Origin of the sequence: Pseudonocardia halophobica, assembly GCF_050948485.1 — a bacterium.
Taxonomy (GTDB): domain Bacteria; phylum Actinomycetota; class Actinomycetes; order Mycobacteriales; family Pseudonocardiaceae; genus Pseudonocardia; species Pseudonocardia halophobica.
The window spans coordinates 6,171,408-6,196,853 of record NZ_CP192046.1; the positions used below are offsets into that span (position 1 = coordinate 6,171,408).

Annotated in this window: 19 protein-coding genes; 6 read left to right on the forward strand and 13 right to left on the reverse strand. The window is 70.5% G+C overall.

The window, feature by feature from the left end; translation table 11 throughout:
• The gene (locus ACQP04_RS29480) at positions 1 to 1,359 is read left to right on the forward strand and encodes a putative glycoside hydrolase (RefSeq protein WP_433503790.1); all 1,359 of its coding nucleotides are present in this window, start codon (positions 1 to 3) and stop codon (positions 1,357 to 1,359) included.
• A 1-nt stretch (position 1,360) separates the two neighbouring features.
• On the opposite strand, the gene ACQP04_RS29485 is transcribed toward ACQP04_RS29480, so the two are convergent.
• The 5 genes from ACQP04_RS29485 to ACQP04_RS29505 all read right to left on the reverse strand — a co-directional run bounded on the left by ACQP04_RS29485 (position 1,361) and on the right by ACQP04_RS29505 (position 8,733).
• Positions 1,361 to 2,572, reverse strand: coding sequence for a glycosyltransferase family 4 protein (locus ACQP04_RS29485; protein WP_433503791.1), 1,212 nt, complete (start codon positions 2,570 to 2,572; stop codon positions 1,361 to 1,363).
• Complete coding sequence (locus tag ACQP04_RS29490; protein ID WP_433503792.1) at positions 2,569 to 4,860, reverse strand: glycosyltransferase; 2,292 nt, start codon at positions 4,858 to 4,860, stop codon at positions 2,569 to 2,571. The genes ACQP04_RS29485 and ACQP04_RS29490 overlap by 4 nt, the downstream gene beginning before the upstream one ends.
• Complete coding sequence (locus ACQP04_RS29495) at positions 4,857 to 5,783, reverse strand: glycosyltransferase family 4 protein (RefSeq protein ID WP_433503793.1); 927 nt, start codon at positions 5,781 to 5,783, stop codon at positions 4,857 to 4,859. Before ACQP04_RS29495 ends, ACQP04_RS29490 begins: the two co-directional genes overlap by 4 nt.
• A 140-nt stretch (positions 5,784 to 5,923) precedes the next feature.
• Positions 5,924 to 7,462 carry an O-antigen ligase family protein gene (locus tag ACQP04_RS29500; RefSeq protein WP_433503794.1) on the reverse strand — a complete coding sequence of 513 codons (1,539 nt, stop codon included), beginning with the start codon at positions 7,460 to 7,462 and terminating at the stop codon, positions 5,924 to 5,926.
• Entirely contained in the window at positions 7,459 to 8,733 is a 1,275-nt protein-coding gene (locus ACQP04_RS29505) for a CpsD/CapB family tyrosine-protein kinase (protein ID WP_433503795.1), read from the reverse strand. Before ACQP04_RS29505 ends, ACQP04_RS29500 begins: the two co-directional genes overlap by 4 nt.
• 704 nt (positions 8,734 to 9,437) lie before the next feature.
• Between ACQP04_RS29505 and ACQP04_RS29510 the strand changes: the two genes are divergently transcribed.
• Positions 9,438 to 10,037, forward strand: coding sequence for a GNAT family N-acetyltransferase (locus ACQP04_RS29510; protein WP_433503796.1), 600 nt, complete (start codon positions 9,438 to 9,440; stop codon positions 10,035 to 10,037).
• Here ACQP04_RS29510 and ACQP04_RS29515 read toward each other — a convergent pair.
• On the reverse strand, positions 10,029 to 11,504 hold the full coding sequence (locus ACQP04_RS29515) for an oligosaccharide flippase family protein (RefSeq protein WP_433503797.1): 1,476 nt from the start codon (positions 11,502 to 11,504) through the stop codon (positions 10,029 to 10,031). The two genes, ACQP04_RS29510 and ACQP04_RS29515, sit on opposite strands and share 9 nt — an antisense overlap.
• Positions 11,505 to 11,839: 335 nt before the next feature.
• Between ACQP04_RS29515 and ACQP04_RS29520 the strand changes: the two genes are divergently transcribed.
• Entirely contained in the window at positions 11,840 to 13,162 is a 1,323-nt protein-coding gene (locus ACQP04_RS29520; protein WP_433503798.1) for a polysaccharide pyruvyl transferase family protein, read from the forward strand.
• Positions 13,163 to 13,216: 54 nt separating this feature from the next.
• Here ACQP04_RS29520 and ACQP04_RS29525 read toward each other — a convergent pair whose 3' ends face one another.
• Entirely contained in the window at positions 13,217 to 14,554 is a 1,338-nt protein-coding gene (locus ACQP04_RS29525) for a glutamate-1-semialdehyde 2,1-aminomutase (protein ID WP_433503799.1), read from the reverse strand.
• 41 nt (positions 14,555 to 14,595) lie between these two features.
• The gene (locus ACQP04_RS29530; RefSeq protein ID WP_433503800.1) at positions 14,596 to 16,116 is read right to left on the reverse strand and encodes a sugar transferase; all 1,521 of its coding nucleotides are present in this window, start codon (positions 16,114 to 16,116) and stop codon (positions 14,596 to 14,598) included.
• 259 nt (positions 16,117 to 16,375) lie between these two features.
• Here ACQP04_RS29530 and ACQP04_RS29535 point away from each other — a divergent pair, with 259 nt between their 5' ends.
• From ACQP04_RS29535 to ACQP04_RS29545, 3 genes are all read left to right on the forward strand, one after another.
• Positions 16,376 to 16,975, forward strand: coding sequence for a dTDP-4-dehydrorhamnose 3,5-epimerase family protein (locus ACQP04_RS29535; RefSeq protein WP_433503801.1), 600 nt, complete (start codon positions 16,376 to 16,378; stop codon positions 16,973 to 16,975).
• 221 nt (positions 16,976 to 17,196) lie between these two features.
• On the forward strand, positions 17,197 to 17,610 hold the full coding sequence (locus tag ACQP04_RS29540) for a sortase domain-containing protein (protein WP_433503802.1): 414 nt from the start codon (positions 17,197 to 17,199) through the stop codon (positions 17,608 to 17,610).
• The gene (locus ACQP04_RS29545; protein WP_433503803.1) at positions 17,610 to 17,762 is read left to right on the forward strand and encodes a hypothetical protein; all 153 of its coding nucleotides are present in this window, start codon (positions 17,610 to 17,612) and stop codon (positions 17,760 to 17,762) included. The genes ACQP04_RS29540 and ACQP04_RS29545 overlap by 1 nt, the downstream gene beginning before the upstream one ends.
• Here the strand turns inward: ACQP04_RS29545 and ACQP04_RS29550 are convergent.
• The 5 genes from ACQP04_RS29550 to ACQP04_RS29570 all read right to left on the reverse strand — a co-directional run bounded on the left by ACQP04_RS29550 (position 17,756) and on the right by ACQP04_RS29570 (position 25,430).
• Positions 17,756 to 18,772, reverse strand: coding sequence for a glycosyltransferase family 2 protein (locus ACQP04_RS29550; protein WP_433503804.1), 1,017 nt, complete (start codon positions 18,770 to 18,772; stop codon positions 17,756 to 17,758). The two genes, ACQP04_RS29545 and ACQP04_RS29550, sit on opposite strands and share 7 nt — an antisense overlap.
• Before the next feature lie 99 nt (positions 18,773 to 18,871).
• Positions 18,872 to 20,779 carry a peroxidase family protein gene (locus ACQP04_RS29555; protein WP_433503805.1) on the reverse strand — a complete coding sequence of 636 codons (1,908 nt, stop codon included), beginning with the start codon at positions 20,777 to 20,779 and terminating at the stop codon, positions 18,872 to 18,874.
• A gap of 145 nt (positions 20,780 to 20,924) precedes the next feature.
• Complete coding sequence (locus tag ACQP04_RS29560; RefSeq protein ID WP_433503806.1) at positions 20,925 to 24,272, reverse strand: Hsp70 family protein; 3,348 nt, start codon at positions 24,270 to 24,272, stop codon at positions 20,925 to 20,927.
• Positions 24,273 to 24,414: 142 nt separating this feature from the next.
• Entirely contained in the window at positions 24,415 to 24,927 is a 513-nt protein-coding gene (locus ACQP04_RS29565) for an SLATT domain-containing protein (RefSeq protein WP_433503807.1), read from the reverse strand.
• The gene (locus ACQP04_RS29570) at positions 24,924 to 25,430 is read right to left on the reverse strand and encodes a DUF4231 domain-containing protein (protein ID WP_433503808.1); all 507 of its coding nucleotides are present in this window, start codon (positions 25,428 to 25,430) and stop codon (positions 24,924 to 24,926) included. The genes ACQP04_RS29565 and ACQP04_RS29570 overlap by 4 nt, the downstream gene beginning before the upstream one ends.
• Positions 25,431 to 25,446 lie beyond the last annotated feature (16 nt).

The following is a 25,446-nucleotide window of genomic DNA, read 5'->3' on the forward strand; positions in this document are numbered from 1 at the left end:
GTGAGGATCCTTCGCCGTCGTCGGACGACGGCGCTGAGGGCCGCCGCATTGTGCGCGGTGCTCTCCTTCGTCGCGGCATGCATCTCGGGGTCCTCCGGGCGCAACGAGAGCGTCGTCTCCGGGGGCGTTCCGTTTCCCCGCTCCGCGGTCTACTGGCTGACCCAGGACCATCTGCCCGCAGCGGAGGAGCTGGCGCGCTACGACGTGGTCGTGATCGACAGCGAGTGGGCGCACCGGGTGGACAAGTCGTTCTTCCAGGATCTCCGCCACCGCCACCCGGGCATCCTCCTGCTGGCCTATGCGAACGTCGTCGACTATCCCCCGCGGCTCGGGTCCGCCGGCTACTACGCGGATCGCTACCGCCTGTGGCAGTACACCAGCTCGACGAGAAGTCATTTCCCGAAGGAGTGGCTCGCCCACACGGCTTCCGGAGCCCTGATCACGCAGTGGCCCGGCACGGTCATGGCCAACCTCGCGGACACGGCGCCCGAGGTCGATGGTGAGACCTACGCCGAGTACGCAGCGAACTGGGTTGTCGACACGGTGTGGTCGTCGGGTGTGTGGGACGGGATCTTCCTCGACGTCTGGGGCGACAGGATCTACGGGGCGGACCGCGACTCCTGGGACGTCGACGACGACGGCATCGACGACCCTGCATCGGCGATCTACGGAGCGGACAGTCCGTGGGAACGAGGAATCACGTCGGCCGAGACGATCCTGCGCGAGCGGATGCCGGGTGCTGTCCTCGTCGCCAACGGCGACCGCACACTCAAGCGTCAACTCCTCGACGGCCGGGTGTTCGAGAGCTTCGCCGATCCGGTGGCCGACCGTGGAGGCCCGACGAACGACCTGCACGCTTACGTGTCGGATGCGTCCAGCGAGGCGCACCACGAGCCCGGAGTCGCCCTGAACATCAACGTGCGGCGAGCGCCGGCCGGCTCTCCTCGGTCACTGGCCGATGCACGGTTCTACCTCACTGCAACGCTCCTGCAGGACGGGTACTGGGCGCCGATGGGCGCCGACTACGGCGAAACCGCGTGGTACGACGAACTCGACGGGGCCGGGGCGGGGCCGGGCTACCTGGGCCTTCCCAAGGGTCGTGGCCCGACGTGGGACGAACTCACCGCATCTTTCGACGGCGGCGTCGGCACCGTCGCCCCCGGGGTGTTCCGGCGGGACTTCGAGCACGGCATCGTTCTCACGAACACGAGTGACTCGACCCGGACCGTGGATCTCGACGGCACCTTCCGCAAGCTGCGCGGCGCCCAGGACCCGATCGTCAACGACGGATCCTCCGTGACCTCGGTCGTCCTACCGCCTCACGACGGCCTCATCCTCCTGCGACCAGAAGACGCGTGAGTCACTCCGTGGCTCTGCCTGCCGACAGAACGCGCGCGTAGAAGTCGAGAAGGTGGCGACGCGACACCTCCCACGAGAGCTCCGTCTCGACGCGTTTGCGGCCGAGTGAGCTCATCTCCTGCCGCCGAGACGGATCGTCGAGGAGTTGGTCGATCAGCTTCGCGAACAGCTCCTCGTCGTCGGCCGGGGCGTAGACGGCCGCCTCTCCCGCGGAGACGCGCGCCTCCTTGAGGTCGAAGGACACGATCGGGACGCCCATAGCCATGTACTCCACGACCTTGTTCATCGTGGACACGTCGTTGAGAGGGTTCTTGGGGTCGGGGGACAGCGCGATGTCCGCGGTGGACAGGCAGCGTTGCACGAACTCGTCCGGGACCCGGCCGGTGAACTCGACATGGTCTTCGAGACCGAGGTCGTCCCGGAGCTTGACGAGCTCCTCGAAGCAGTCGCCTGATCCCATGAGCACGGCCTGGACGTCCTCCCGGCCGAGCACATGGCGCAGGTGGGCCAGCGCCCGCAGCGCGTGGTCGACGCCGTCCTGCGGTCCCATGACCCCGAGGTAGACCGCGAGGTGCCGCTTTCCGCGCTTGAGCGCGGGATCGGGGTCGCGCCGGACGAACCGGCTCAGGTCGGGAGCGCTCCTCACGACGGTGACCTCGTCCGGAGCGACTCCGCCACGCGTGATGGCAGCCTGGCGGTAGCTCTCGTTGGTCGAGATCACGGAGTCGGCGCACCGGAAGGTCAGGCGCTCGAGCAGGAGCAGGACCCGGTGAAGGGCCGGACGTGAGTTTCCGAAGCGTGAGAGGAAGAGCTCGGGCACCAGGTCGTGGTGATCGAACACCAACCGGGTACCGCCAGGCCGTAGCGCCAGTGCGATCAGGAACAACAGATCGGGCGGGTTGCAGGCGTGGATCACGTCGATCGGGCCTTCGCGCCGCAGACGCGCCACCAGCCGCGCGGTGCGCAGCAGGGCGAGCGGGTACTCGCGCAGGTAGCCCAGGGGCCCTCCGCTGGCGGCGCGGAGCGGGTAGCGGAGGATCCGGACTCCTTCGAGCTCGACCTCGGGTTCGGTGTCCTGTGTCGTTCCCCTGGGGCAGACGACGGCCACCTCGTAACCCGCTTCGGTCAGCGCCCTGCTCTCCTGCCACACCCGACGGTCGAACGGAACAGAGAGGTTCTCGACGAGTACGACGATTCGTCCGCGCTTGTTCACGACGACGCTCCGGGGGTGAGGGACAGGAGGAGGTTCTCGAGGTCGCGGGCTGTGCGCTTCACCGAGTACCGATCTTCTGCGCGACGCCGGCCAGCGGCGCCCAACGCACGACGGAGACTCTCGTCGGACGTCAGCTCGGCCAGCGCGGCAGCGAGCGCCCGGTCGTCGCCGACGGGTACGACGCGCCCTACCGTGTCGTCCACGATCTCGGGCAGGGCTCCGCACCTGGTGACCACGACGGGTACACCTGCAGCCATGGACTCCAGGACCGTGAGCGGGACGCCCTCGTGCACGGACGAGAGGCAGGAGATGTCGACCCCCGCCAGGAGCCGCGCAACGTCTCGGCGAGTTCCGAGGAACCTGACCCGGTCGTCGATCCCGAGGTCCCTGGTGAGGCTCGCCAGCTCCTCCGCGCGTGGCCCGTCGCCCACCACGAGCACGGAGACCCGGGGAAGAGCATTCGTCAGTCGACCTACGGCGCGGAAGAGAACCTCATGAGCCTTCTGCGCCGAGAGGCGGGCGACGATCCCGATCACGACGTCGTCGGGGCCGTATCCGAGTTCGCTGCGCACTGCGGCACGGTCGGCCGCGATCGGTGCCGGTGGTAGGGGAATGCCGTTGGGAACGACGACCTCCCGCGTCCGACGCCAGGGGAAACGGCCCACGCCCTCCTCGCGACGGAGATAGTCGCCCTGACTACGGGCGAGCAGGACGAGCGCGTCCGACAGCCACAAGGTCTCGACCGTCGATCGGGGAAGACAGCGGCCGCCCACGGAGGTCAGGTCCATGTCGTGGGCGGCGATCACGCTGCGGGCACCCGCGATCCGGGCGGCGACCCGGCCCAGGGCGAGGGCCGCGCGGTGATGGTGAGCGACGAGTACGACGTCCGTGCGGCTCCTCTTCAGGCTGCGGATCAGTCGCGGAAGGGTACGGAGGTCGTACCGGCCGGTGCGGTCCAGGACCTCGACGGGAACCCCGGCGTCGCGGAAGTCCTTCGCGAGTGGCCCGGCCTCCCGCAGACAGACGAGGCGTGGCCTGACACGGGTCCGGTCGATCGCGCGGAAGGTCTCGAGCAGTACGCGCTCCGCGCCGCCGATCCAGGTCAGGTCCATCACGAGGGTCAGTTCGACGGGCGCCTCGACCCTGCGGCCCGTTGCCTCGCGCACCGTGTCCACCAGTGCCTGCTCGGTGACGCGAACCGCACGCTCCAGCGTGAACCGTTCCTCCACGCGCCGGCGGGCGGCCCGGCCCATCCGCCGCGCATTTGCGGGATCACAGAGGATCGCGAGCAACTTCTCGGCGATCCCCTCCGCGTCCCGGGGCGAGGCGAGGTGTCCGGTGACGCCGTCGTCGACGAGTTCGGGTACGCCGCCCACCGACGTCGCCACCGCCGGCAGGCCGGAGGCCATCGCCTCGAGCAGGGCCATGGGGAAGCACTCGATGCTCGTCGACGTCAGCGTGACCACGTCGCACAGCCGGAGGACCTCCGGCACGTCGGAGCGACTCCCCGTGAAGACCACGTTCGTCGTGAGCCCGAGTTCCGCGGCGAGCTTCTCCAGGCGAGGGCGCTCCGGACCGTCGCCGACCACGAGCAGCCGGGCGGCGGGAAGCGAGTCGACGATGCGACGGTGCGCCCGGAGGAGGGTTGCGTGGTCCTTCTCGGGCCGTAGGGCTGCCAGGATGCCGATGACCGGGTCGGCGGTGGAGATGCCGAGCTCCCGCGCCAGCTCGGGGTCCGGCGCGGCTTCCGGCTCGAAGGCGGACGGGTCGACGCCGTTGTGGATGATCGTGATCTTCTCCGCCGGATGCCCCAGCTCCCCCGTCAGGTACTCGAGCTGCCCGTAGGCCACGCCGTAGTAGGCGTCGGTCAACCGGTCGAGCAGGCGATCGACCAGCACACGGGTTCGCCCCCGAGGCGTGATGTCCCCGTCGTTGTGGACCCAGACGACCACCGCCGGGACGCGGCACAGGGCTGCGGCGATCCGTCCGATGACCTCCGCGTTGTAGCCGCGCACGATCACGATGTCGGGCCGGAACCGCCGGATGGCTCGCACGGTTCCGCGTAGCTGGCGGCACGCCTGCCGTTTCACCAGACGCAGGGCTTCGACCGGGACGCCGGTAACGGCGAGGTCGGGAAAGAGCGCGCCGGGCTCGCCGAGGCACAGCGCGGCCGTGGAGAAGCGCGACGGATCCAGGTTGGGGAGGAGGGTCACGACGTGCCGCTCGGCGCCTCCGACTCCGAGGTCGGGGACGATGTAGAGCAGGCGGAGAGGCCGGGTGGGAGTCATATCGCGATGACCTCCCGGTAGAGCCGGTCGATCCGGGGCCAGACCACCGACAGGTCGAACTCCGCGAGGAAGCGTTTCCGTGCGCCCTCCCCGAGACGTCTGCGCTCGTCCGCGTCGTCGAGCAGGCGCCCGAGGACGGCGGCCAGCTCGGACGGTGCGTCCGGGCGGACCAGTACTCCGCTCACGCCGTCCTCGATCATGTCGGGCAGTCCCCCGACATCGCTCGCGACGACGCAGACGCCGCGGGCCATCGCCTCCAGCACCGCCATCGGCTGTCCTTCGTTGCGCGACGGCAGAACCAGGAGATCGGCCCCCGCGAGTACCTCGTCGACCTGACGGGGCGTCAGCCACCGCCGGAGGGCGACCGAGTCCACCAGCCCCAGCTCCGTGACGCGACGACGTGCCCGCTCGACCTCGCCGTCGCCGGCCAGCGTGAGGCGCGCGGGTGAATCACCGGTCGTGGCCGCGGCCCAGGCGTCGAGCAGGGCGAAGGCACCCTTGCGGTCACCGATCTCGCCCAGGAAGACGACCTGGACACGCTCGGACGCCTCTCGGGTGTCTCCGTCCTCGACCGGCCGGACCGCGTTGGGGATGACGACCACCCGCGCACCCGGCGAGATGCGCCGCAGCCGCTCGGCCCAGCGATCCCCCAGTGCCACGACCGCCGCAGTCTCCTCGAGCGTGCGCCGGATGACGAGCCGGAGGAGCCGCGGAGCTCGGTCGTGGAACAGGTGGAACTCGGCACCGTGGACGTGCAGCACGGTTTTGACCCCTGCCACACGCGCGATCCACAGCAGTACCGCCTTGCGGAAGAAGCTGCCGTAGGACGCGGTGTGGAGATGGACGAGTTCGGGTCGCCGAGTCGCGAGGAGGACGAGATACCGGCCCGTCCCCTGGAGGAACGCGAGGACACGAGCGCTCACCGACCCGTTCCGGTGGGTCGCGACGTGACTCACCTGCCAACGCTCGCTCAGCGGGCTGTCCAGGAGGGTGCGGACACAGGTCGCGACTCCCCCGCGGGTGTCGAGGCTCGTGGAGACCCACACCACGGACGGCGTTTCTTTCACCCCACGACTCCGGCCGTCCGGGCAGCTGTCGGCGCGGGTCGGGGCGTCGCAGCGGCGGGTGCGTGGGTACCAGCGTCCTTCGACCTGTGTGCCGCCCACCCGATGGCCATGCCGACGAGCAGCATGATCATCGAGTTCGAGTAGTCGAAGAAGCGCAGGTCCGCGGTGAAACCGCTGATGACCAGGGCCAGCCAGGAACCGCCGGCGACGAAGACCAACGCAGATCCCCAGCGGTCCTCGGACGGCGTCCGTCGCCAGGCCTTGACCAGGTTGGCCGCGAGCAGCACCTGAACGACCAGCCACAGCGCGAGACCGATCAGCCCGAGCTCGGCTGCGATGCCCAGCTCGTTGAGGTGCGAGGCGATGGCGAAGCCCCGTTCCCAGGGCACGTCGGGCGACCACTGCTGGTGGTGATAGGTGTTGACGGGCACGAAACGGGCGATTCCCCAGCCGAAGAGCGGCTTCTGCTCGATCGCCCAGAGCGACGTGGCCGCCGAGTTCAGCCGGTCCTCGACCTCCCCGGCCGACCCGACCCCGCCCTCGGCCCGGTCCGCACTGGTGAACGTCTGCCAGTTGGTCGCGATGACGAGGCAGATCGCACCGAGTGTCGCCAGGTAGCCGAAACGCATGCCTCGGGCGAAGAGCGCACCGAGCACGAGGACCGCAGCGAAGGCGAGCCACGTGCCACGGGTGTGGGTCGCGAAGACGCCGTACACCGAGGCGATCGCGACGAGCCCGGCCACGACTCTCAGGGCGAGCCTGCCGGGCAACGACGCCAGCGCGACGGCCGCGGCGAAGCCGGTGGTGAAGGTCAGTCCGTTCATCACGGGCTGGTTGAAGATGCCGACGGCCCGCCCCGGCCAGACCTCCGACTGCGCGATGAACCGGGGCCAGATGAGCGACGCCGGCCCGTTGAACTGGAAGAAGGCCATCATGGCCGAGTAGGCCGAGAGACCGACCGAGAACCACAGGAACAGACGGACGACCGAGGTCCGCACGACGACGTGGCGCCCCACGAAGAAGAGCACGAACGGGATGATCGTGCCGCCGAGCAGGAACCGGTAGACAGACGTCGTCTGCCCCGTCAGGGGGATAGTGGCCGCATAGGCGTGGTCCGCGAAGGCGGACCCGACGTTCCACAGGGCGTAGAGCACCATGGCGAGCTCGATGCCGTCGGGGCGGGGCGTGGGGACCGCTCGCCGTGCCACGGCCAGCGTCGCCGACGCGATTACACCGACGAAGGCGACGAGGAAGATCGAGCTGGGCGGTCCCTCGGGGAGTGCGAGCCGGACCGCCTGTGCCACGAGGAGCACGGTCACCGCGACGACCGGGCTGCCGAGCCCGATCGCTGCGACGGCCGCGCCGACCCCACCCAGAAGGACCATCGCTCCGGCGTGCGCCGGGGCCACGAACCCCGCAAGACCGGCGACGACCAGGACCGCGCCGCCGACGACGGCGGGCGCGACGAGAGCGCCCGCACCGCTGTGGGGCCGCGCGGGCGCCCAGGCTGCCATGCCGTCGAACTGCGGCGTCATCGCCGCAGTACGTGGCCGACGCGCACGAGCGCCGACAGCTTCTTACCCACGTGCTCGTCGTCCGCGTGCTCGTACGCACCCGTGCGCGGAAGACGACAGGTCGCCTCGGGGTCTGCCGCTGAGGTCCCGTCGTCGATGGGGCGCTCGGGTTCCGTGGCGGTCGGCAGGTCGACGCCGTCGGCGACCAGCACCGCTCCGAGTGGGGCGACGCCGACGTCGTCGAGCAGGGCACTCGCCTGGGTCGCATCCCCGGCCTTCGTCTTCCCCGCCTCCACGACCAGCAGGGTCGCGTCCGACGCGGCGCAGACCGTCTGTGCCTCGGCCGCGTCGAGGATCGGCGCCGTCTCGACGATCACGAGGTCGACACCGCCCCGGGCCTGCGTCACGAGAGCTTCCACGCGAGCCGGCGTGAACAGCTCGAAGGGATCGGACATCGCGACGCCGGCCGGAAGGATGTGCAGATTGGGGTTCGACCCCGCCACGGTCATCCTCTCCAGTTCTCCGGCCCGGCCGTCGAGCACGTCACTGACTCCCGGACGCCCGGGATCGGCATCGTCGTGCCGGTGCAAGTCCGTCCGCATCAGCAGGACGCGATCGCCCTGCGTCGCCCGGAGCGACGCCAGACCGAAGGCGACCTGCGCGACTCCTTCCGTGGCGTGCGGGGCCGTCACCGCGACGATCATCGGCTTGGCCGATCCGGCCCGGGTCAGGAAGTTCGCGAGCCGCTGGAGCGCCTGCACCCGGCTCTGCCGCATCGCGACCGCGTCACCCGCGCGGATCTCGGCGAGCGGCGTGAGCCCGGTCCGCTCCGTCACCTCGGCCGGGCTCGTCAGCCGATCCCGGACACCGGCGACGACGAGGGCGGCGAGGCAACCGAGGATCAGGCCGCCGATCAAGCCGAGCGCGGCGTTGATCAGCAGACTGGGCTTCGTCGACGAGACGCCGGCGTCGAGCTGGAGATCCTGGAGCTGGTTCGAGGTGTCGGCCTGGATGTCGCTGATCCTGCCCTGCAGGTAACCGATCGCGGCCGTGATGGAGCTGGCTGCCGAACTGCCGGGCGGCAGCGTCTTGAGAAGGGCGAGCTGGGTGTCGATTTCCTTGTGCGTCAGATCGATCGTGCCCTGCTTCGCCGCCTCGCGGTTGGCGTTGACGTCCGTGCGGAAGGCCGCCGCCACGGTCGACGCCGCGGACTCCGCCGCTGCCCGGTCGGAACTGGTCGCCTCCACGTAGATGATCGGGCTGGCGCCCGCCAGGCGGGCCTCGAGGGTCACCCCGGGCGGGACGTGGGCGTCCGCGCGGAGCTTCTGCTGGTAGGACACCTCGTTGAAGTAGTCCGCATAGCCCTGCGCCAGGACGGCGTCCTGCTCGGGCGCCCGGGTCGCGGAGCCGAGGGACAGGGCCGCTCTCCCGGTGTAGGTGGTCCCCTGGCTCCAGACGGAGGCGAGGGTCAACACCAGGGCAGCTCCCGCCACCACCGCCACGACGAGGAGGTGGTGCCGGATGCGGTCCAGGTACACGCGCAACGGGCTCATTGTTGCCTTTCTCGGCGGTCCGGGCGACCTGTCGTCCGGCGGACCGACCACGACGGTGTCCCCCATCGGGCTCGGTGGTGCTCCCCGGCCCTCGGTGATAGGGGTCGGATCGGGGCAGGAGTCGTTACTCCGGTGCCGATCGACAGTGGGCGGACGGGTCGAAAACCTCGCCGTTGCACGAGTAAGCGGCGGTGGGCACAGTCGTCCGGTTAACGCGGAGTTGACGGCGCGCGATGCTCATTCCGACGATCTCCCGCCGAGGAAGGCGACTACGCGTGACCTCGCTCCCAGGTTCGATCTCACTGGCCGCCTGGCGCACCGGTGTGCGCTTCCACCTCCGGCCGGTCCGGCGGTTGATGGAGCGGACACGGCCCGGCGCACCCCCGTCACTCACGTGGGGAGTCGTCCTCGGACCCTTCGATGTCGGCGCCCGGACCGTCCACGTGCGCAGCCCGCGACTGGCCGATGCGGCCGAGTGGAGGCGGCTGCGGATACTGAACCGCGAGCGCATCGAGCCCTGGTGGGTCTCGTCGTCCTTGTCGTGGGAGGAGCGACACAGCGACGCGGAATGGATGTCGCACTACCTGCACGCGCGGCGGGCGGCCATCGCGGGCAAGGCGCTTCCCCTCGTCGTCGAGGTCGACGGTCGATTCACCGGCCAGTGCAATCTCGAATGGATAGACCCGCATAACGGCAACGCCGAGCTCGGCATCTGGCTCGACGAGGCGATCGCCGCGACGGGCCTGACGGGCGTGGCCGCGGCTGCCGTCGTCGACTACGCGTTCGGGCCCCTGGGCCTGCACCGGCTGTCCGCGCCGATCGCCGACGGCAACGACCTCGCGGCATGGGGCGCCGAGCGGCTGGGGATGCGGCGCGAGGGCCTGATGGCCGGCTATCTCGACGTGGGCGGCAGGCGCCGGGCCCACCACCTGTGGGCCATAACCCGAGACGACCTGCCCGAAGGCGGGATGCTGGCGTTCGCGACCACCGAGGCGAGCCGAGCGCGCGGACCTCGGCGCGACGCCCGGCCGGCGTCAGGCTAGGCGGCTCCGGAGCCGGCCTAGGACGCGGACGATCGTGCGCACGATCGGTCGGACCGTGTGCGGGGCGAGGAGCAGCATCAACGGCACGTAGACCGCCAGGAAGGCCAGCACGTCGACGACGAGGAAGGCCAGTCCGAGAACCACGGGCCTGGTGTCCGAGTGCAGGACGAGGTGCTCGAGTGCCGCCGTCGACGCGGTCGCGATCGCGGCGGCGAGGAGCGCCGGTACGACGATCCGCAGGACCTCCGCCCCCGTGATCCCCGCGAGCGGACGGACGAGCACGAGCCCCTGCGTACCCACGGCCAGCGCGGTCAACGAGATCGCCAGCCCGACGCCGACGAGCCCGAACGGGATGATCAGGAGGAGCAGGCCGATGCCGAGCACCACCTCGGTCACGGTGAGGTAGTTCAGCAGCGGCGTGCGTCCGCAGCCCTTCATGGTCTCCTCCGAGACCGCGGTGAAGGCCTTGCCGAGCCCGAGACCCGCCATGGCCATCACCGCCACGCCGGCCCCCCGCCACGGTTCGCCGAGGACGATCACGACGGCCGGCACCCCGAGGGCGATGGCGAGACCCGCGATCGCGGCGGCGAAGAAGGTCAGGAAGCTCAGCGCCTGCAGGAAGCTCGCGCGGAGTCGGGCCGTGTCGCCGGCGATCCGGGAGAAGGCCGGGAACAGCGCATTCGACACCACCTCGAGCGTGGCATTGACCGGGATCCGCGAGATGCGTACGCCGTAGCGGTAGTAGCCGAGCGCCGTGGTGCTGAGCCCCCGGCCGACGACGATCGACTCCACCATCTGTTGGAAGCGTGCTCCGACGAAGCCCATGACCAGCGGGAAGCCGAACCGGGCGAGCTCACGCCACATTCGGAAGCTCGCCCTGCCGCGGCCGGGTCGCCAGTCCGTGATCAGCCAGACGGCGGCCACCCACGCGACGTAGGAGACATAGGTCCCGACGATCAGGCTCCACACACCGAAACCCAGTAGCGCCATCGTCACGGAGACGATCGCGAAGCTGATGGCGACCGTGGGGCCGACGATCAGCCGGCGCTTGACGCTGAACTCGCGCTGGAGCATCGCTTCCGGCACGTTGGTCAACGAGTAGAGCAGGAGAGCACCCGACGACGTGGCAGCGACCACGCCCGCGGTGCTGCTGTCGAACACGATCGCGACGAGCGGCGCCGCGGCGAGCGCCCCGAGGCTCATCAGGAACCCCGTCACGATCGTGCCCCTGAACACGGTCTCCGCCGCGTCGGCCAGATCCCGCTCGCGCTGGATCAGTCCCGAGCGCATCCCACCCTCGGCGAAGTTCGCCAGGAAGGTGGTGAGGACTGTTCCCGCGGCGAAGACGCCGACGATCTCCGGCCCGAGCACCCGGGCGAGCACGATCGTCTGGACGAGCGAGATGATCTCGCCGATCACCTGGGCTCCGGCCGAGGCCATCGCCACCCTGGCGATCCTGCTGCGCATGGAGGGAGGTCCGCTCGTGGGCTCCGCCCCTGCACCTGTCGCCGTCATCGGCACGTACGCCTTCCGCCGCCCACCCGGTCCCCCGGGCATGGCCCCGCGGGCCACCGGGTGTGGTGTCGGCGGAGGGTGGTCGCGCGTTAGCCGATCCGGATCGGGCAGCACCGATGGTCACGGACGGTGTTTCCCGCTCCTGACGCCCGCTATGCTTCCCCCTGTCGCACCCTTCTGGTGCCGTCTCCCCAACCGCCTCCACGGCAACGACGAGGGAAAGCCCGATGACAATCGCCGATCACGATTCACGGTCACGCGCAAGGGCCGTCCGATCCCCGTCCGTCGTGGTGCAGAACGGTGAGTACTGGCTGCTCAACAAGGGCGATCTGGCTATGCTGGAGGTCACGTTGGCGCGCCTGCGTCGCCGTTGGCCCGCAGCACGTATCGGGGTGTTGACCAGCACTCCGGCGCTCCTGCGAGCCCTCCACCCCGATGTCGAGGCCATCGTTCCCGGCCGACTCGCCCGGCGGACGGGGAACGGACCGATCGGGCGAATCGCCGCCCGTTTGTCACCGTCCGTCGTCGGCCCGTTCTCCATCGGTTTCATCAGCGCTCGCGAAGTCCCTCGAATGTGGACACGGCGCGCTTTACGCTACGCATCGAAGCGGTTCCGGGATGTCACCCCCCACGCCGTCGAAAATGCCGAGCCGGCGCGTGCGTGCGATTCGTCACGAGCCGAGCGACGCGCCCTCCGCGGAGCGGATCTGCTGCTCGCCGTCGGAGGCGGGTATCTGACCGATGTGGACGCCGAGCAGGCAGCCCGCACGTTCAGGTTCCTGGAGCAGGCCGTGATCTCCGGATCGCCGGCGGCGCTGGTCGGCCAGGGTTTCGGGCCGCTGCGGGACGAGCGGCTCCGCGAGGCCGCCGCGGCGGTGTTGCCGCGCACGACGTTGATCGCCCTGCGCGAGGGCCGGCGCGGCCCTTCCCTGCTCGCCGAGCTCGGCGTCGCGTCCGACCAGGTGATCGTGACCGGCGACGACGCGATCGAGCTCGCCACCGGTGCCCGGCGCGCCGAGATCGGGCAGGATCTCGGCGTCTGCCTCCGCGTGGCGGGCTATTCCCCCGTCGCGACCCGGGCGAAGGCAGCCGTCGGCTCGGTCGTGCGCACAACCGCCACGGAGCGCGGAGCGGCGCTCGTCCCATTGATCATCTCGGAGTACCGGTCGGAGGACCGCCGGTCCACACTGCCGCTCACCACGGGATTCGCCGACGTCGTACCTCCGCTCCCCCGCTTCGCCGGGCCGCGGGAGGTGGCGGCCCGCGTCTCGCGGTGCCGGGTCGTGGTGACCGGGGCGTACCACCTCGCCGTGTTCGCCCTGTCGCAGGGGATTCCGGTCGTCGGCCTCACCTCGTCCGCGTACTACGACGACAAGCTGCTCGGACTCGCCGAGATGTTCGGCGACGGGCTGTCGATCGTGCGGCTCGACGAGCCGGACCTGCAGAGCCGGCTGTCGTCGGCCGTCGCGGACGCATGGGAGAAGGCGCCGGCGCTGCGGGAGCCGCTGAGGATTCGGGCGGACGAGCAGGTCGCACGCAGTCGCGATGCCTTCGAGCAGGTCTTCGCCGCCGTGGAGCGGGACCTCGCCGACCCGAGCATCCTCACATGAGGGTGAGGGGGAAGCCGCAGCGGCTTCCCCCTCACCCTCGTTCGGCCGGTCGGCTCATCCAGCCAGTCGACGGGGCTCCGCGTAGCGCCGGTGCGCGGGCGCCACGGGTCGGCCCTCGAAGAGATCCTCGGGCCGCCCGGTCTCCAGCGCCTTGCGGTAGGCGGCCACGGCACCCGCCGCGGCGTCGACGGTCTGCTCCACGTCGAGGTCCGTGTGCGCAGCCGAGATCACATAGGACTGACCGAGCACCCCGCGCCGCAGGATCTCCTGCAGGAACAGCGTGCGCATCGGCTGCGACGGCGAGCCGTCGGCGTCGAGCGTGCGGAAGATCTGGCACGACGGCCGCCCTACTACCGAGAGCGCGTGGTCGATACCGGCTTCCGCCGCCACCCTGTTCACGCCTTCGGCGAGCTTCGCGCCCTGACGCTCCATGGTGCCCACCGGATCGGTGTCACGGTAGGCCCGGACGACGGCCCGGAAGGCCGCCAGGGACGCTGTCTCCGCGCCGTGCGTGCTGGAGAGCAGGAAGACCCGCTCCTCGTCGGTCGCGAGCCCACCCAGCTCCATCAGCTCGCGCCGCCCGGCGAGCGCGGCGATCGGGAAACCGTTGCCGATGGCCTTACCCCAGGTCGAGAGATCGGGCGTGACCCCGTAGACGGCCTGGGCCCCGCCTGCCGACCAGCGGAACCCGGTGATCGTCTCGTCGAAGATCAGGACGGCTCCGTGCTGGTCGCAGAGCCGGCGGATCCCCTCGAGGAAGCCGGGCGCCGGCTCGGACAGCGCGCTCGCCGCCTCGAGGATCACGCATGCGACCCGGCCCTCGTCGGCCTCGAGGACCGCGCGCAGCGAGTCGAGGTCGTTGTAGCCGAACGACCGGTTCAGTGAGCGCACGGCTTCCGGGATCCCGCGATTGATCGGCAGGGTGCCGACGAACCAGTCCTGAGCACTGAAGTAGGGCTGGTCGTGGCAGTAGGCGACCAGATCGCGGCCGGTGGCGGCGCGGGCGAGCCGGATGGCGGCGCCGGTGGCGTCCGACGCGTTCTTCGCGAACTTGACCATGTGGGCCCCGGGCACCAGGGACAGGAAGTCCTCGGCCGCGGCGAGCTCGAGCTCGGTCGGCCGGGTGAACGAGATCCCGTCCGCCAGAACCGCCTTCACCGCCTCGATCACCGGCTCGTAGCCGTGCCCGAGGGTCACCGCCCGCATCCCCATGCCGTACTCGACGAACTCGTTGCCGTCGACGTCCCAGACCCGTGCGCCGCGCCCCCGCCTCAGCACAGGCGCCATCCGCTCCGGGTACTGGTCCGGCCCCTTGGCGAAGGTGTGTGCACCCCCCGGTACCACGCGGTGCAGCCGGTCCTGCAGTTCTGTCGAGCGGTCGAAACTGGTCATGTCGTCCTTCCGGGAGGCGACCGGGGTCGATGGGGCAGCGTTCAGTACGCACCCGAGCTGCGGGCGACGGCGCCGAGTGTGCGCCACAGGATGAGCCCGTCGAGGGCGAGATTCCAGGTCTCGACGTAGCGCAGGTCCAGGCGGACGGACTGCTCCCAGGTGAGGTCGCTGCGTCCGCTGATCTGCCAGAGCCCGGTGAGCCCGGGCCGGACGAGGAGCTTGCGCTTCGCGTCGGGCCCGTACTGCACGACCTCGGCCGGCAGCGGCGGACGCGGACCGACGAGCGACATCTGTCCGATCAGCACGTTGAACAGCTGCGGGAGCTCGTCGAGGGAGTACTTGCGCAGGAACTGTCCGAAGCGGGTGATCCGAGGGTCGTCCCGCATCTTGAACAACGGACCCGCGCCCTCGTTGTCGGCCTTCAGCTCCGCGAGGCGCGCCTCGGCGTCGACGACCATCGAGCGGAACTTCATCATCGCGAACTCGCGGCCGTGCCGGCCGACCCGCTTCTGACGGAAGAAGACCGGGCCGCCGTCCAACTTGACCCCGATGGCGAGGGCCACGAGCGCGGGGGCGATGACCAGCAGCAGCAAGGCCGAGCCGACCCGGTCCACGACCTGCTTGATCAGCCAGGACACGCCGCTGAAGGTGGGCTTGGTCAGCCGCAGCAGGAGCATGCCGTCGACCGGCTGGACGTGCAGACGGGGGCCGGAGATGTCCATCAGGCCGGGGTCGACCACGATCTCCGTCTCGGAGCCCTCGAGGTCCCAGGACAGCTCGTGCAGCCGACGGGGGGTCCAGCCCGGTGCCTGTCCCACCGCGACGATCCGGTGGCCGCCGCGGCGGACGTTCCGGGCCACCCCGTCCAGGTCGCCGACCACCGGCACACCCATGACCTTCTGGCTGCCACCCTCGCCGACTCCCGTGGGAGTGCAGGCCGCGACCACCACCCAGCCGCGATCGGTGTCGCGCCGCGTCCGTGCGACGAGCTCCGCCACCGATTCAGGAGCGCCCACCGCGAGCACCGGGAGGGAGCAGCGCCCGCGGGCCCGCAAGCGGTGGATCCGGGCTCTCAACGCGAGCCGGATGGCGAGAGCCATCGCGCCGGCCAGCGGGATCAGGCCGAAGACCCAGGGACGTACTGCGAGCGCCTGGGTACTGAGCCCGAGCAGACCGAGCAGGACCGCGCTCGTCACGAAACCGCGAAGCAGTCTGCTGAACTCCTCGGCACCCTGTCCGAGGACCTTGGGCTCCCACACCCGGGTGAGGTAGAGGCAGACGACCGTGAGGAGCCCGGCGACGACGCCCACGAACGCGGAGACGTGCCCCAGCCAGGGGATGTAGGTGCCGAGGTTCAGTACGTACCCGAGGACGACGCTCGCCACGATCGCAGTGAGGTCTCCGGCGACCACCAGGAGCGAGTACCGACGTTCCCACCGGTTCTCTCCGAGCGGGATCGTCAGCGGCCTCACGGTGGAGACCCGCGAGGGAGGTATTCGGGAGAACGTCACATCGCTCGCGTTTCGATCTCTCGAGTCGTCCAGGCCCGCGTCGAACCCCACGGCACCCCTCCCCAATCGCGCACACCGACGACCGGCTCGCTCATCTGGTCCTCGGCCTCAGAAGCAGTGCCCGGATACGCCGTTCCGGGCACTCGCGGTCTTGCTCGATGGATTAGTCACGGGTGTTACACCCCGTACATGAAAACCCAGGAGTCGTCACGATTCGTACACACAGGGTAACGAGGCGGGCTGATCGGACTAGGCATTCTTCATGAGAGGAAGCCCTAACGGGAGGGTCCTCCTGACCGAGCACCACGACATGGAGGTTCTTGACACGCCCCTCCCGGGCGTCCTGGTCTTCCGACCGACCCCGCATCACGACGACCGGGGCTTCTTCACCCGGACGTTTGACTCCCGGATCGCCGCGGCGCACGGCATCTCGCCCGGATCATTCGTGCAGGACAGTCAGTCCCGGTCGCGGCGGGGCACCGTCCGCGGCATGCACACCCGGAGCGGCCGGGGCGAGGCGAAGCTCGTCCGCTGCGCCCGCGGCGCCGTGTTCGACGTCGTCGTCGACGTGCGCGTGGGGTCGCCCACCTTCGGGCGCCGCCACGAGATCGTTCTTGACGACCGCGACTTCTGCCATCTCTTCGTGCCGCCGGGTTTCCTGCACGGCTTCCAGTCCCTCACCGAGCAGAGCGACGTCTGCTACCGGATCGACCGTGAGCACGATCCGGCAGAGAACCTCTCTGTCCGCTACGACGACCCGGAGCTCGGCATCCCGTGGCCGGAGCCCGTCGAGGTGCTCAGTGCCGCAGACGCCGCGGCCGGTCCGTGGTCGGAGCTGGTCCGCGCCGTGCAGGTGAACGGGGTTCGGTTCGCTCCGAAGGCGACAGAGGCGACGCCGGCCGGCGTGTAGCACGTCGACCGTCCCGGGCTTCGTCCTCCAAGGACCGCTCACCGCCGCCAGCGAGGACTCCCGAAGGCAAGCGCGACGAGGAGACCCAGGGCCAGCCAGGCCACGATCAGCCATCCCCACCACGGCGTGCCGTCCAGAGTAAGGGGTGTGACCTGCAACAACGATGTTGCGCAGGGTGAGTTATCGACAACAGGGCGTGGCGGTCAGCGCGATCCTCGTCTGTGAGCCGATCCCGGTCCGCCCGGATTGCGGGGCATCGGGTGGGTCGCGGTGCGCCGTTCGACGCCCTCGACACCCTGACCTCGTGCGACCCGATTCGGCTCGAGACCCGCGATGCGGTCTTCACCTACCGGGTGCTGCCGATCCCCGGTGAGGTGCTCGGGCCCGGGTGCAGCTCGATGCCACGACTGCCCGAGCCCTACGACGGCGTGGTCGGTCGCGAGATCGTCGCGCCCACCGAAACCGCCGTCCTCGCCGCCGTGCCCGACCGGCCCGAGCTCGTTCCGGCGGTCCCGGCGAGCCTCCTGACCCTCACGACCTGCCACCCCCGCTTCTCGGCGCGACAGCGGCTCGTCCTGCACGCGGTGTTGACCGAGACCAGCCCGACGACCCCCGCTCAGGAAAGGCCCGCCTGATGTACGCCTGGATCTGGCGTCACCTCCCCGGCCCACTCGCGATTCGCGTCGTGATCGCGTTCCTCCTCGTGGCGGCCGTGGCGTTCTTCCTTCTCCACTTCGTGTTCCCGGCGGTCGACCACCTGCTGGACGATGCCACCGTCGCTCACTGAGCGGCGCGACCCGCCAACGACCGGACGAGACCGGTGATCCGCGCCTTCGCGCTCTTCAGCGACCGGGTGCCGCCCGGTGCGACCCGCAGCACCGCCCACATCACCGCCGGCCTCACCGAGGGGCGCTGCCGCAACGCCGCCCGGGCCTGCTGCCGCGCAGTCTTCGAGTCGGACCTGCGCATGGCCTCGCGACTCCGCCGGAGCGCCTTCTCGTAGCGGAGGTTCCGCAGCGTCGTGCGCAGGTGCGCGAGCACCTCGGGATCGTCCGTCAGCGTGCCGACGCGGGCGAACGTCCGCTCCACGCTGTCGTCGTACTCGTCCCAGTCGGCAGGTTCGTGGTCGGGATTGTCGGGGTGAAGCCGGTATTGACCCAGCGGCTCCGGCAACACCCGCAAATCGCGCCCCGCAGCCAACATCCGCAGGCACAACTCGAGGCTCTCCACCAGCGGGGTGTCGGCAGCCCAGCCGTCGGCCGACTCCCAGACCGACGCCCGGATGGCGGCCGTGGTGTACAGCGCCGCGCCACGCAGAACCTCGACGAGCGGGACCCGATGCTCGACACCCGGCTCGGCGGTGATCCCGCAGCGTTGCCGGAAGGTGGGCGGCTGGTCCTCGCCGTCGAGGAAGGGGAGCGCGTCGACACAGAGCACGTCGATCTCGGGATGCTCGGCGAGCACCTTGGCGACGCGTTCGCAGAAGGTGGGCTTGAGCCGCCCATCACCGGGCAGGACGGCGTAGTAGGCGCCACGCGCTGCCGCTGCCGCCGCATTGATCCCGCCCGCCGGGCTCTGGAACTCCTGGCGCACCAGCCGGATCCGCTCGTCGTCGGCGTACTTCTCGACGATCCGGACGACCTCGTCGGACATCCCGTTGTCGACGACGACGAGCTCCCAGTCCCCGACGGTCTGCTCGACCACCGAGTCGATCATCTCGGCCAGATACGCCTCGGTGTCGTGGACTGCGGAGAGGATGCTCAACGCGGGCCGGGCCGCGGAGTCGACAGCTCGCATACTCGCCGTACTCGGCGCCGGACAGCGGGGTGCTAGCGCAGCCGGGCGGTTCCTCTTCGCAATCCGCCCGGCCGCGCCGTAGGTGTGGCCCCGCTCCGCCTACTTCACCGGAAGCGCCAGCACCTGCCCGGCGACGAGCGAGTCGATGGACGTGATCACGTCGCCGTTGAGGGCAAAGATCTCCCGCCACCGCGAGCCGTCGTCGAGTTCCGCGGTGGCGATGGACTCGAGGGTCTCGCCGGGCTGCACGACATGGAAACGCGGCGGCGGGATCATCGGCGGGCCGGACGGCATGATCAGCACCTGCCCCTCCCTGATCCGGTCGGGATGGCGCACGGTGTTGCGGTTGAAGGCGAAGATCTCCACCCAGCGCGCCGCGTCCCCCAGCTCGGCGGTCGCAATGCTGCTCAGCGTCTCGCCCGGCACCACCGTGTGCAGCACGGTCGGGGCACCGCCGGGCAGCACGCCGGCGAAGCGCAGGAGGTCAGCCAGGTCGAAGTGCCCCGGGCGCTGAGCCGGGAGCGACGCCGTCCAGCCGGGCGTGCGCAGGATGGAGTCCGCGCTGCGGCGGCAGATCCCGACGAGCACCTCGGCGACGAGAGTGCTCCCGACCGGCCCGAGCCGCTCGCCCTGTCCGAGGCTGCGCGCCTCCGCCAGCAGGTAGAACCACAACGGCGTGCGGTCCAGGAAGCCACCCGCGGCGAGCTCGGCGGCCTGGCGCTGCCCGACGGCGGCCCGCAGCTGGTCCGGGCTGAGCACCGGCAGGCCGAGGTGCCGCGCCACGGCCTGCCCGGTGGGCATCCGGAGGCGGTAGCCGCGGAGGAGGTTCCGGGCGGACAGCATGGCCGCCAGGCCTCGGTCCGGGGTGCCCTCCACTGTGGGCAGATTGAACAACGCCTGCCGTTGGCCCCCGGTGATCGCGGCGAGCCTGGTGTCGAAGCGGCGTGCGTGCCCTCCCGGTCCGACCCCGGGACCGATGATGCGCTCCCACTCGATGATCCAGTTCTCGGGCAGGGTCCCGGTTCCGCCGGCAGAGGCATCGGCGGTTGCCGAAGGAAAGCCGAGCTGCCCGCTCAGGGCGGAAAAGGTGAACAGGAGGTCAAGTGTGGCCGGGCCGCCAGGTCCGTCGAGATGGAAATTGATGTTGAAGTCGTAGCCCGGACGGACCATCGAATGCCCGAATCGATAGGCAGCCGCCGTGAATTCCAGCGGCATGAAGAAGGGCTCGGCAGCCGGATCGAGCCAATGGTTCCCGTTCTCGACGACGTCGGCCACGATTGTGGGATCTGCGACCCGCTTCAGGAAGTCGTCGATCACGACGAACTGGTAGTGCTGCCGGAGGATCCGGCGGGCCTGGTCGAAGTCGTGCCCCTCGTCGACGAGCCGGTTGTGGCCCTTCAGGAACGCGACGTGCAGCTGCGAGATGATCGTGTTCTCGTCGTTGCGCGGATCCCCGATCAGGGCCGCGCGGTCGTGCGCCGGGTCCGCGCTGCGGGGCTCGCGAGGCAGGTCGTTGTCGATACCCTTTCCCGCCGGCCGCGCCAACGGCGGATCGGCGTTGCCGAGCTCGGAGACGCTGCCCACCAGCATCTTCGCGGGGTTCATGGGGTCCCGTGGTGCCGGCGGCGAGTAGACGCTGTCGAGGTCCAGCGTAGCCGTCCGGCCGTTCCGCAGGTTCTCGCGGATCTCGTCGAGCGGGAGCGGCACGGCGTTCGGAGCGAAGAGTCCACCGGCGTCCTCCGACGCCGCTCCCGAGACCACCTCGAGCGTGATGTCGTGGTCGACGAACTGCCCGAAGTAGGTATACGCGGCCGGGACGGGCGAGTTCTCCGAGGAGTCCTGCCCGTCGAAATCGGCCATCGTCTCCGCAAGCCGCTTCAGCGCGGCGACGGTCGCGGGGCCCTCGGGCAGCAGATTGGCCGGGTCGTTCTGCAGCCCCAGGAAGAGGAGATCGAAATCGTGGAGATCGGGTGTCGTCGTCACCGCGAAGGCGAGCGGTTCGGGCACTTCCCGGAAGGGGCTCTCCCTTGCGGAGCCGAGTTGTCCGACCGTGATCGGTTTCCCGTGTGGAAGGCGCGTCATGATCACCCATGGTCGCCCTCTGATCACCGAAACGGGATACGCAGGTGTACGTATGAGCGGGCGCCGCCCGTCAGCCCGTCAGGTGGACCTCGGTGAGGGTGCCGCTGTTGAGGTTGGTGACGTACGCCTTCTTCCCGTCCGGCGTCACGGCCAGGCTGGTCGGGGCGTCACCGGTGGGCAGGGTCGCGGTGACCGCCCACGTCCCGGCGTTGATCACGCTCAGGCTGTCGCCCTCGACGTTCGTGACATAGAGGAACCGACCGTCCGGTGCCCACGCTAGGTCCTGCGGCTTCCTGCCCACCGGCACCGTCGCGATCACCTGTTCGGTGGCGGTGTCGATGACCGTGACCGAGTCGCTGTCGTAGTTGACATTGGCCACCAGCTTGCCGTCCGGCGACACCTCGACGCTGTGCGGGCTGGTCTGCACCTTCACCTCACCGACGACGGTGTCGTCGGCCGTGTTGATGATCGAGACGACACCCGACTCGTGGCAGGCCGCGTAGGCGCGGGTGCCGTCCGGGGAGAACGCCACCCAGTGCGGGTTCGGCGCGACCCGGATGTCGTGCACCACCGCCTCCGTCGCCGTGTCGATCACGGTGATCGTGCCGGAGTCGTGGTTGGGCACGTAGAGCTTCGAGCCGTCGGGACTCACCGCGAGGGCGAAGGGCCTGACCCCGACCGGTATCGTCGAGGTGATCGCGTTCGTGGACGTGTCGAGCACGCCGACCAGGTTGATCGTCCGCTGATCGTTGAAGATCGAGACGTAGACGCGCTCGCCGTCGGGCGCGAAGGCAAGGTACTGCGGCGGACCGGCCTCCACGGGGACCACCGCGATGACCTTGTCGGACGCGGTGTCCATGACCGTGAGGACGCCGGCGTTGCGGTTGGCGATGTAGGCCAGCCGGCCGTTGGGCGACAGCGCGATGAAGCCAGGGGTCCTGCCCACCGGGATCGTGGCGCCCAACGCCGGGATCGGCACGCTGGTGGCGATCGACGGCGCGACCGGTGCAGGGCCGAGCGGGTTCTCCCGCGCGGGGCTGGTCGTCGACGGGGCCGCGGTGCTGGAACCACCTCCGAGCAGCCCCCACTCGTTCGCGGCGAACGAACCCACCCCGCCGATCCCCAGGAGCAGGACAGCTGCGACGAGTCCGGCCGTCATTGCCTTGCGGGAGCGCCCTCCGGCACCGGACGGGCGCGAAGGACGGGGAGGAGGTGGGCCACCGGGCCTCCCGCCGGCGACGTCACTGCCTCCAGGGGCATCGGGTCCACCGGTGTACGACGGCGCAGCAGCCGTGGCCGACGGTGCCGCCATCACAGATCCCGCCGCAGCCGGGCGGCCCACGGGGGCGGACCGGGCGGCCGCCGCCGAGCGTGGTGGCGCGACCGCGGCCGCGTGGACTGCGGCCGGCATGGCGACATCCGGAAGCTGGGCCCAGTGGAGGCTGGTCAGCATCTCGGGCGGCAGACCGTTGTCGTCGTCCCTCGGGATGGGGGCCTGCCAGTAGAACGGCCTCACGAATCCCTGCCGCCCGAGGCTGAGCGCGTACTCCCACTCACGACGGACCTCGATCGAGCGCATCGAGTTGTGGGACCAGTAGAGCTGGAAGACGTCGGCTTCCCTGATGAGCTCCAGGATGCGGGTCGGCCAGTGCTCGGCGCACCTCAGGTCGCGGCGGTCGTAGACCACTCGATCCCCGAGGAGCTCGAGGGCCGGGACGAGCGCCTCCACGACGGCGACGTCCCGGTGGGAGTACGAAGCGAAGATCTTCCGGTACCGGGACGGCGCCTCGGGCTCCATGGACGGCTCCGCGGCATCGGCCCGGACCTCGAACGAGACGAGGACCTCGCCGATCAACAACGGGCCGAGCCAGACCTCGACCCGGCCCCGCACGCGCCGGCCCGCAGCCGCCACGGACGGGTACACCAGGAAGGGGACCTCGTGCACCGGGTCCTGCCAGCGGAAGGTGGCCATCGGCGGGTTGACCAGACAGTGGTCGATCTTCGGCCGGATCCGCAGGACGGCTCCTCGGGGCAGCGCCTGGTTGCTCTCCGCCTGCCGGAAGTCGCCCGGATCCGGTGGCCGCCCGAGCGTCTTCTCCACCCGGGTGCGGACCTCCTCGAAGGGATCGCGTTCCGCGCCGCTCGTCCGGTCCAGGAAGGTCTCGGTCTTGTGCGCGAACACCAGAAGGGGTGACCAGGTCGCCGGGCGGACCGCCCTCGGCCGGTACACGCTGAACTGGACGTCGTCGTCGAGGACGGTTTCCGCGTTTGGCGGGGCGCCCGCGACCGCCGGAAAGGTGCCGGGCGCTCCCGGCAGCGCACCGGGTACCGCATGCCCGTTCGGTTCGACGGTCGCTCCCGGCCCTTCGGCCAGCAATGCCGCGCCGAGGGCGACCGCGTACTTGGGGTGCGCGTCGACGACCGTGGGTCGCCCGAGCTCCTCGGACACCATCCGCGCCACCAGCGGGATCCGCGAGGACCCACCGACCAGCAGCACCGCGCTGAGCTCGTCCGGGCCGACACCGCCCGAGCGCAGGGTGCGCTGGAGCGCCCGGACGGTCGAGTCGATCGTCGCGCGGATCATGTCCTCGAACTCGGCGCGGGTCAGCCGCACGTCGAAGCAACGGTGGGGCAGGAACACCGGGATCGTGGTCTCGGTGTCGATCGACAGCGCCTCCTTGGCCAGCACGCAGTCCTGGCGCAGCCGGGCCAGCGCGACCGTGGTCTGCGGGTCGCTCATGTCCAGCTCGGACAGCGCGCCACCGGCGGCGTAGTTGACATGCGCCAGGATCGCCTCGTCGAAGTCGACCCCGCCGAGGCGTTCGATGCCCTCCGGCGAGCCGAGGATCTCGATCCCCTCGGAGCGCTTGCGCAGCACGGTGGCGTCGAAGGTGCCGCCGCCCAGGTCGTAGACCGCGACGATCTCGCCGTTCTCCAGCCGGCGTGAGGCCGCGTAGTGCGCCGCGGCCGCCTCGGGCTCGGTCACCATCCGCGGCATGGCCACCCCGGCCAGCTGCGGGACCTCGTCGAACAGCTCGCGCCGGAACGGGCCCCAGTTGGCCGGGTGGGTCAGCACCATCGAGTCCGGGGCGGCGCCCTGGGTCGCCGAGACCCGCGCCACGACGTCGGTCAGCAAGACCGCGAGCAGCGCGGTGACCGCGTGCGGGGCCCCGCCGAGTATCAGAGGCGTGGGGTCGCCGAGGCGGCGTTTGAACTCCCGGCCGACCCGGTCGGGATTGCTCAGCGCCCGCCGCCCGGCCGCGTCGCCGGTGACGACCGTGCCGTCCTCCCGCAGGTAAACGACGGCCGGTGTCACCACACTGCGGTCGCCGAGGGTGACCATCTCCACCCGCGACCCGGTGCTCACGGCGGCCGCGACGAACGTCGTCCCCAGGTCCACCCCCAGGCTGTACGACACGACCCGTCCCTCGCACTTTCACCCGACCGCGGCATCCGAGCGTCGATGCCTCGTGCACCGGCGGCTCGCCCCACCGCTCGACAGCGTTAACACCGTGCAGAGCGGTCATCACCTGTGGTGAATACCTGACCTTTCTCCGAACTCAGCGATCCGCCCGCGGAGCTCGCACGTCCTCGTCGACGGCGTCGGTCTTCCGGTCCTCACCCGCCGGGTCGGTCGCGGACGCGGCCTTCACCACGAGCTGGCCCCACTGGCCCCGCTCGCTCCGGAAGACCCACTCGACCCGTTCGATCTCGCGCGCGAGGTCGGCGCCCGGCTCGTCCCAGTCGATGCCCGCCTCCTCGAGGTTGCGCTCGGCGTCGGAGTACAGCTTCGCGAGCTGCGGGAAGCCGATGAGCGACTCGTACGCCGTCACCGCTCCGGCGAGGGCACCGAGGACGGCGGCACCGACCGCCCACGCGGCACGCGCGGTGCCGTGCACCGCCTGCGAGACGACCCCGGCCACGGCCGCCGCCATGAGCAGGGCATTGCGCACGAGCACGACCTGGTCGTGGGCGGCGCGGTACTCCCGGGCGCGGGCCGCGTAGTACGCCCGCTGGTCGTCGATGCGCATCCGCCGGTACAGCGCGCGGAACTGCTGGTCACGGGTCTTCACACCGGCTCCTCGCCCCGCTTGACCGCGACGACCGCCCGGCGCAGCCGCGAGACGCGGTCCTCCGTGGCGTAGCGCCCGGTCCGCGAGAGGAAGCGGAAGTAGGCGGACTTCAGCCGTTCGGCCTTGATCCGCTCGTCGAGGAAGGTGTCCAGGGCACGGAGCTCGCCGGCGGCCCGGCCGGCGAAGGTGAGCAGGAAGCCCAGGACGGCCACGAGGATCCCGGGCCAGCGCTCGTCCGAGAACACGGCCTGTAGTCCGCCGAGTCCGGTCAGCACCGCCGTTCCCAGGATGATCATGACCTGCTGCCGGCGGTACCGGTTCTGCTGCACCATCGCCGCGTGGTCCGTGGCCGCGAACTCCGGCCCGACGATCTCGTCGGCGAGGGCGATGTCCGCCGCGAGCTGCGGGTACTCCTCGGCGGCAGAGGGGGCCAGCACCGACCGCTTCCGCGGTCGGGGCGGCCGCAGGCTCGGGAACCGCGCCAGCAGCGCCGGTCGTCTCATCGGTCGTCCCCTCGTC

What these genes read in the sequence shown, in the direction of transcription:
- ACQP04_RS29490 (WP_433503792.1), bottom strand. Translation starts at nt 4,860, where the DNA reads ATGACTCCCACCCGGCCTCTCCGCCTGCTCTACATCGTCCCCGACCTC.
- ACQP04_RS29500 (WP_433503794.1), bottom strand. Translation starts at nt 7,462, where the DNA reads ATGACGCCGCAGTTCGACGGCATGGCAGCCTGGGCGCCCGCGCGGCCC.
- ACQP04_RS29515 (WP_433503797.1), bottom strand. Translation starts at nt 11,504, where the DNA reads ATGCGCAGCAGGATCGCCAGGGTGGCGATGGCCTCGGCCGGAGCCCAG.
- ACQP04_RS29525 (WP_433503799.1), bottom strand. Translation starts at nt 14,554, where the DNA reads ATGACCAGTTTCGACCGCTCGACAGAACTGCAGGACCGGCTGCACCGC.
- ACQP04_RS29535 (WP_433503801.1), top strand. Translation starts at nt 16,376, where the DNA reads ATGGAGGTTCTTGACACGCCCCTCCCGGGCGTCCTGGTCTTCCGACCG.
- ACQP04_RS29545 (WP_433503803.1), top strand. Translation starts at nt 17,610, where the DNA reads ATGTACGCCTGGATCTGGCGTCACCTCCCCGGCCCACTCGCGATTCGC.
- ACQP04_RS29550 (WP_433503804.1), bottom strand. Translation starts at nt 18,772, where the DNA reads ATGCGAGCTGTCGACTCCGCGGCCCGGCCCGCGTTGAGCATCCTCTCC.
- ACQP04_RS29570 (WP_433503808.1), bottom strand. Translation starts at nt 25,430, where the DNA reads ATGAGACGACCGGCGCTGCTGGCGCGGTTCCCGAGCCTGCGGCCGCCC.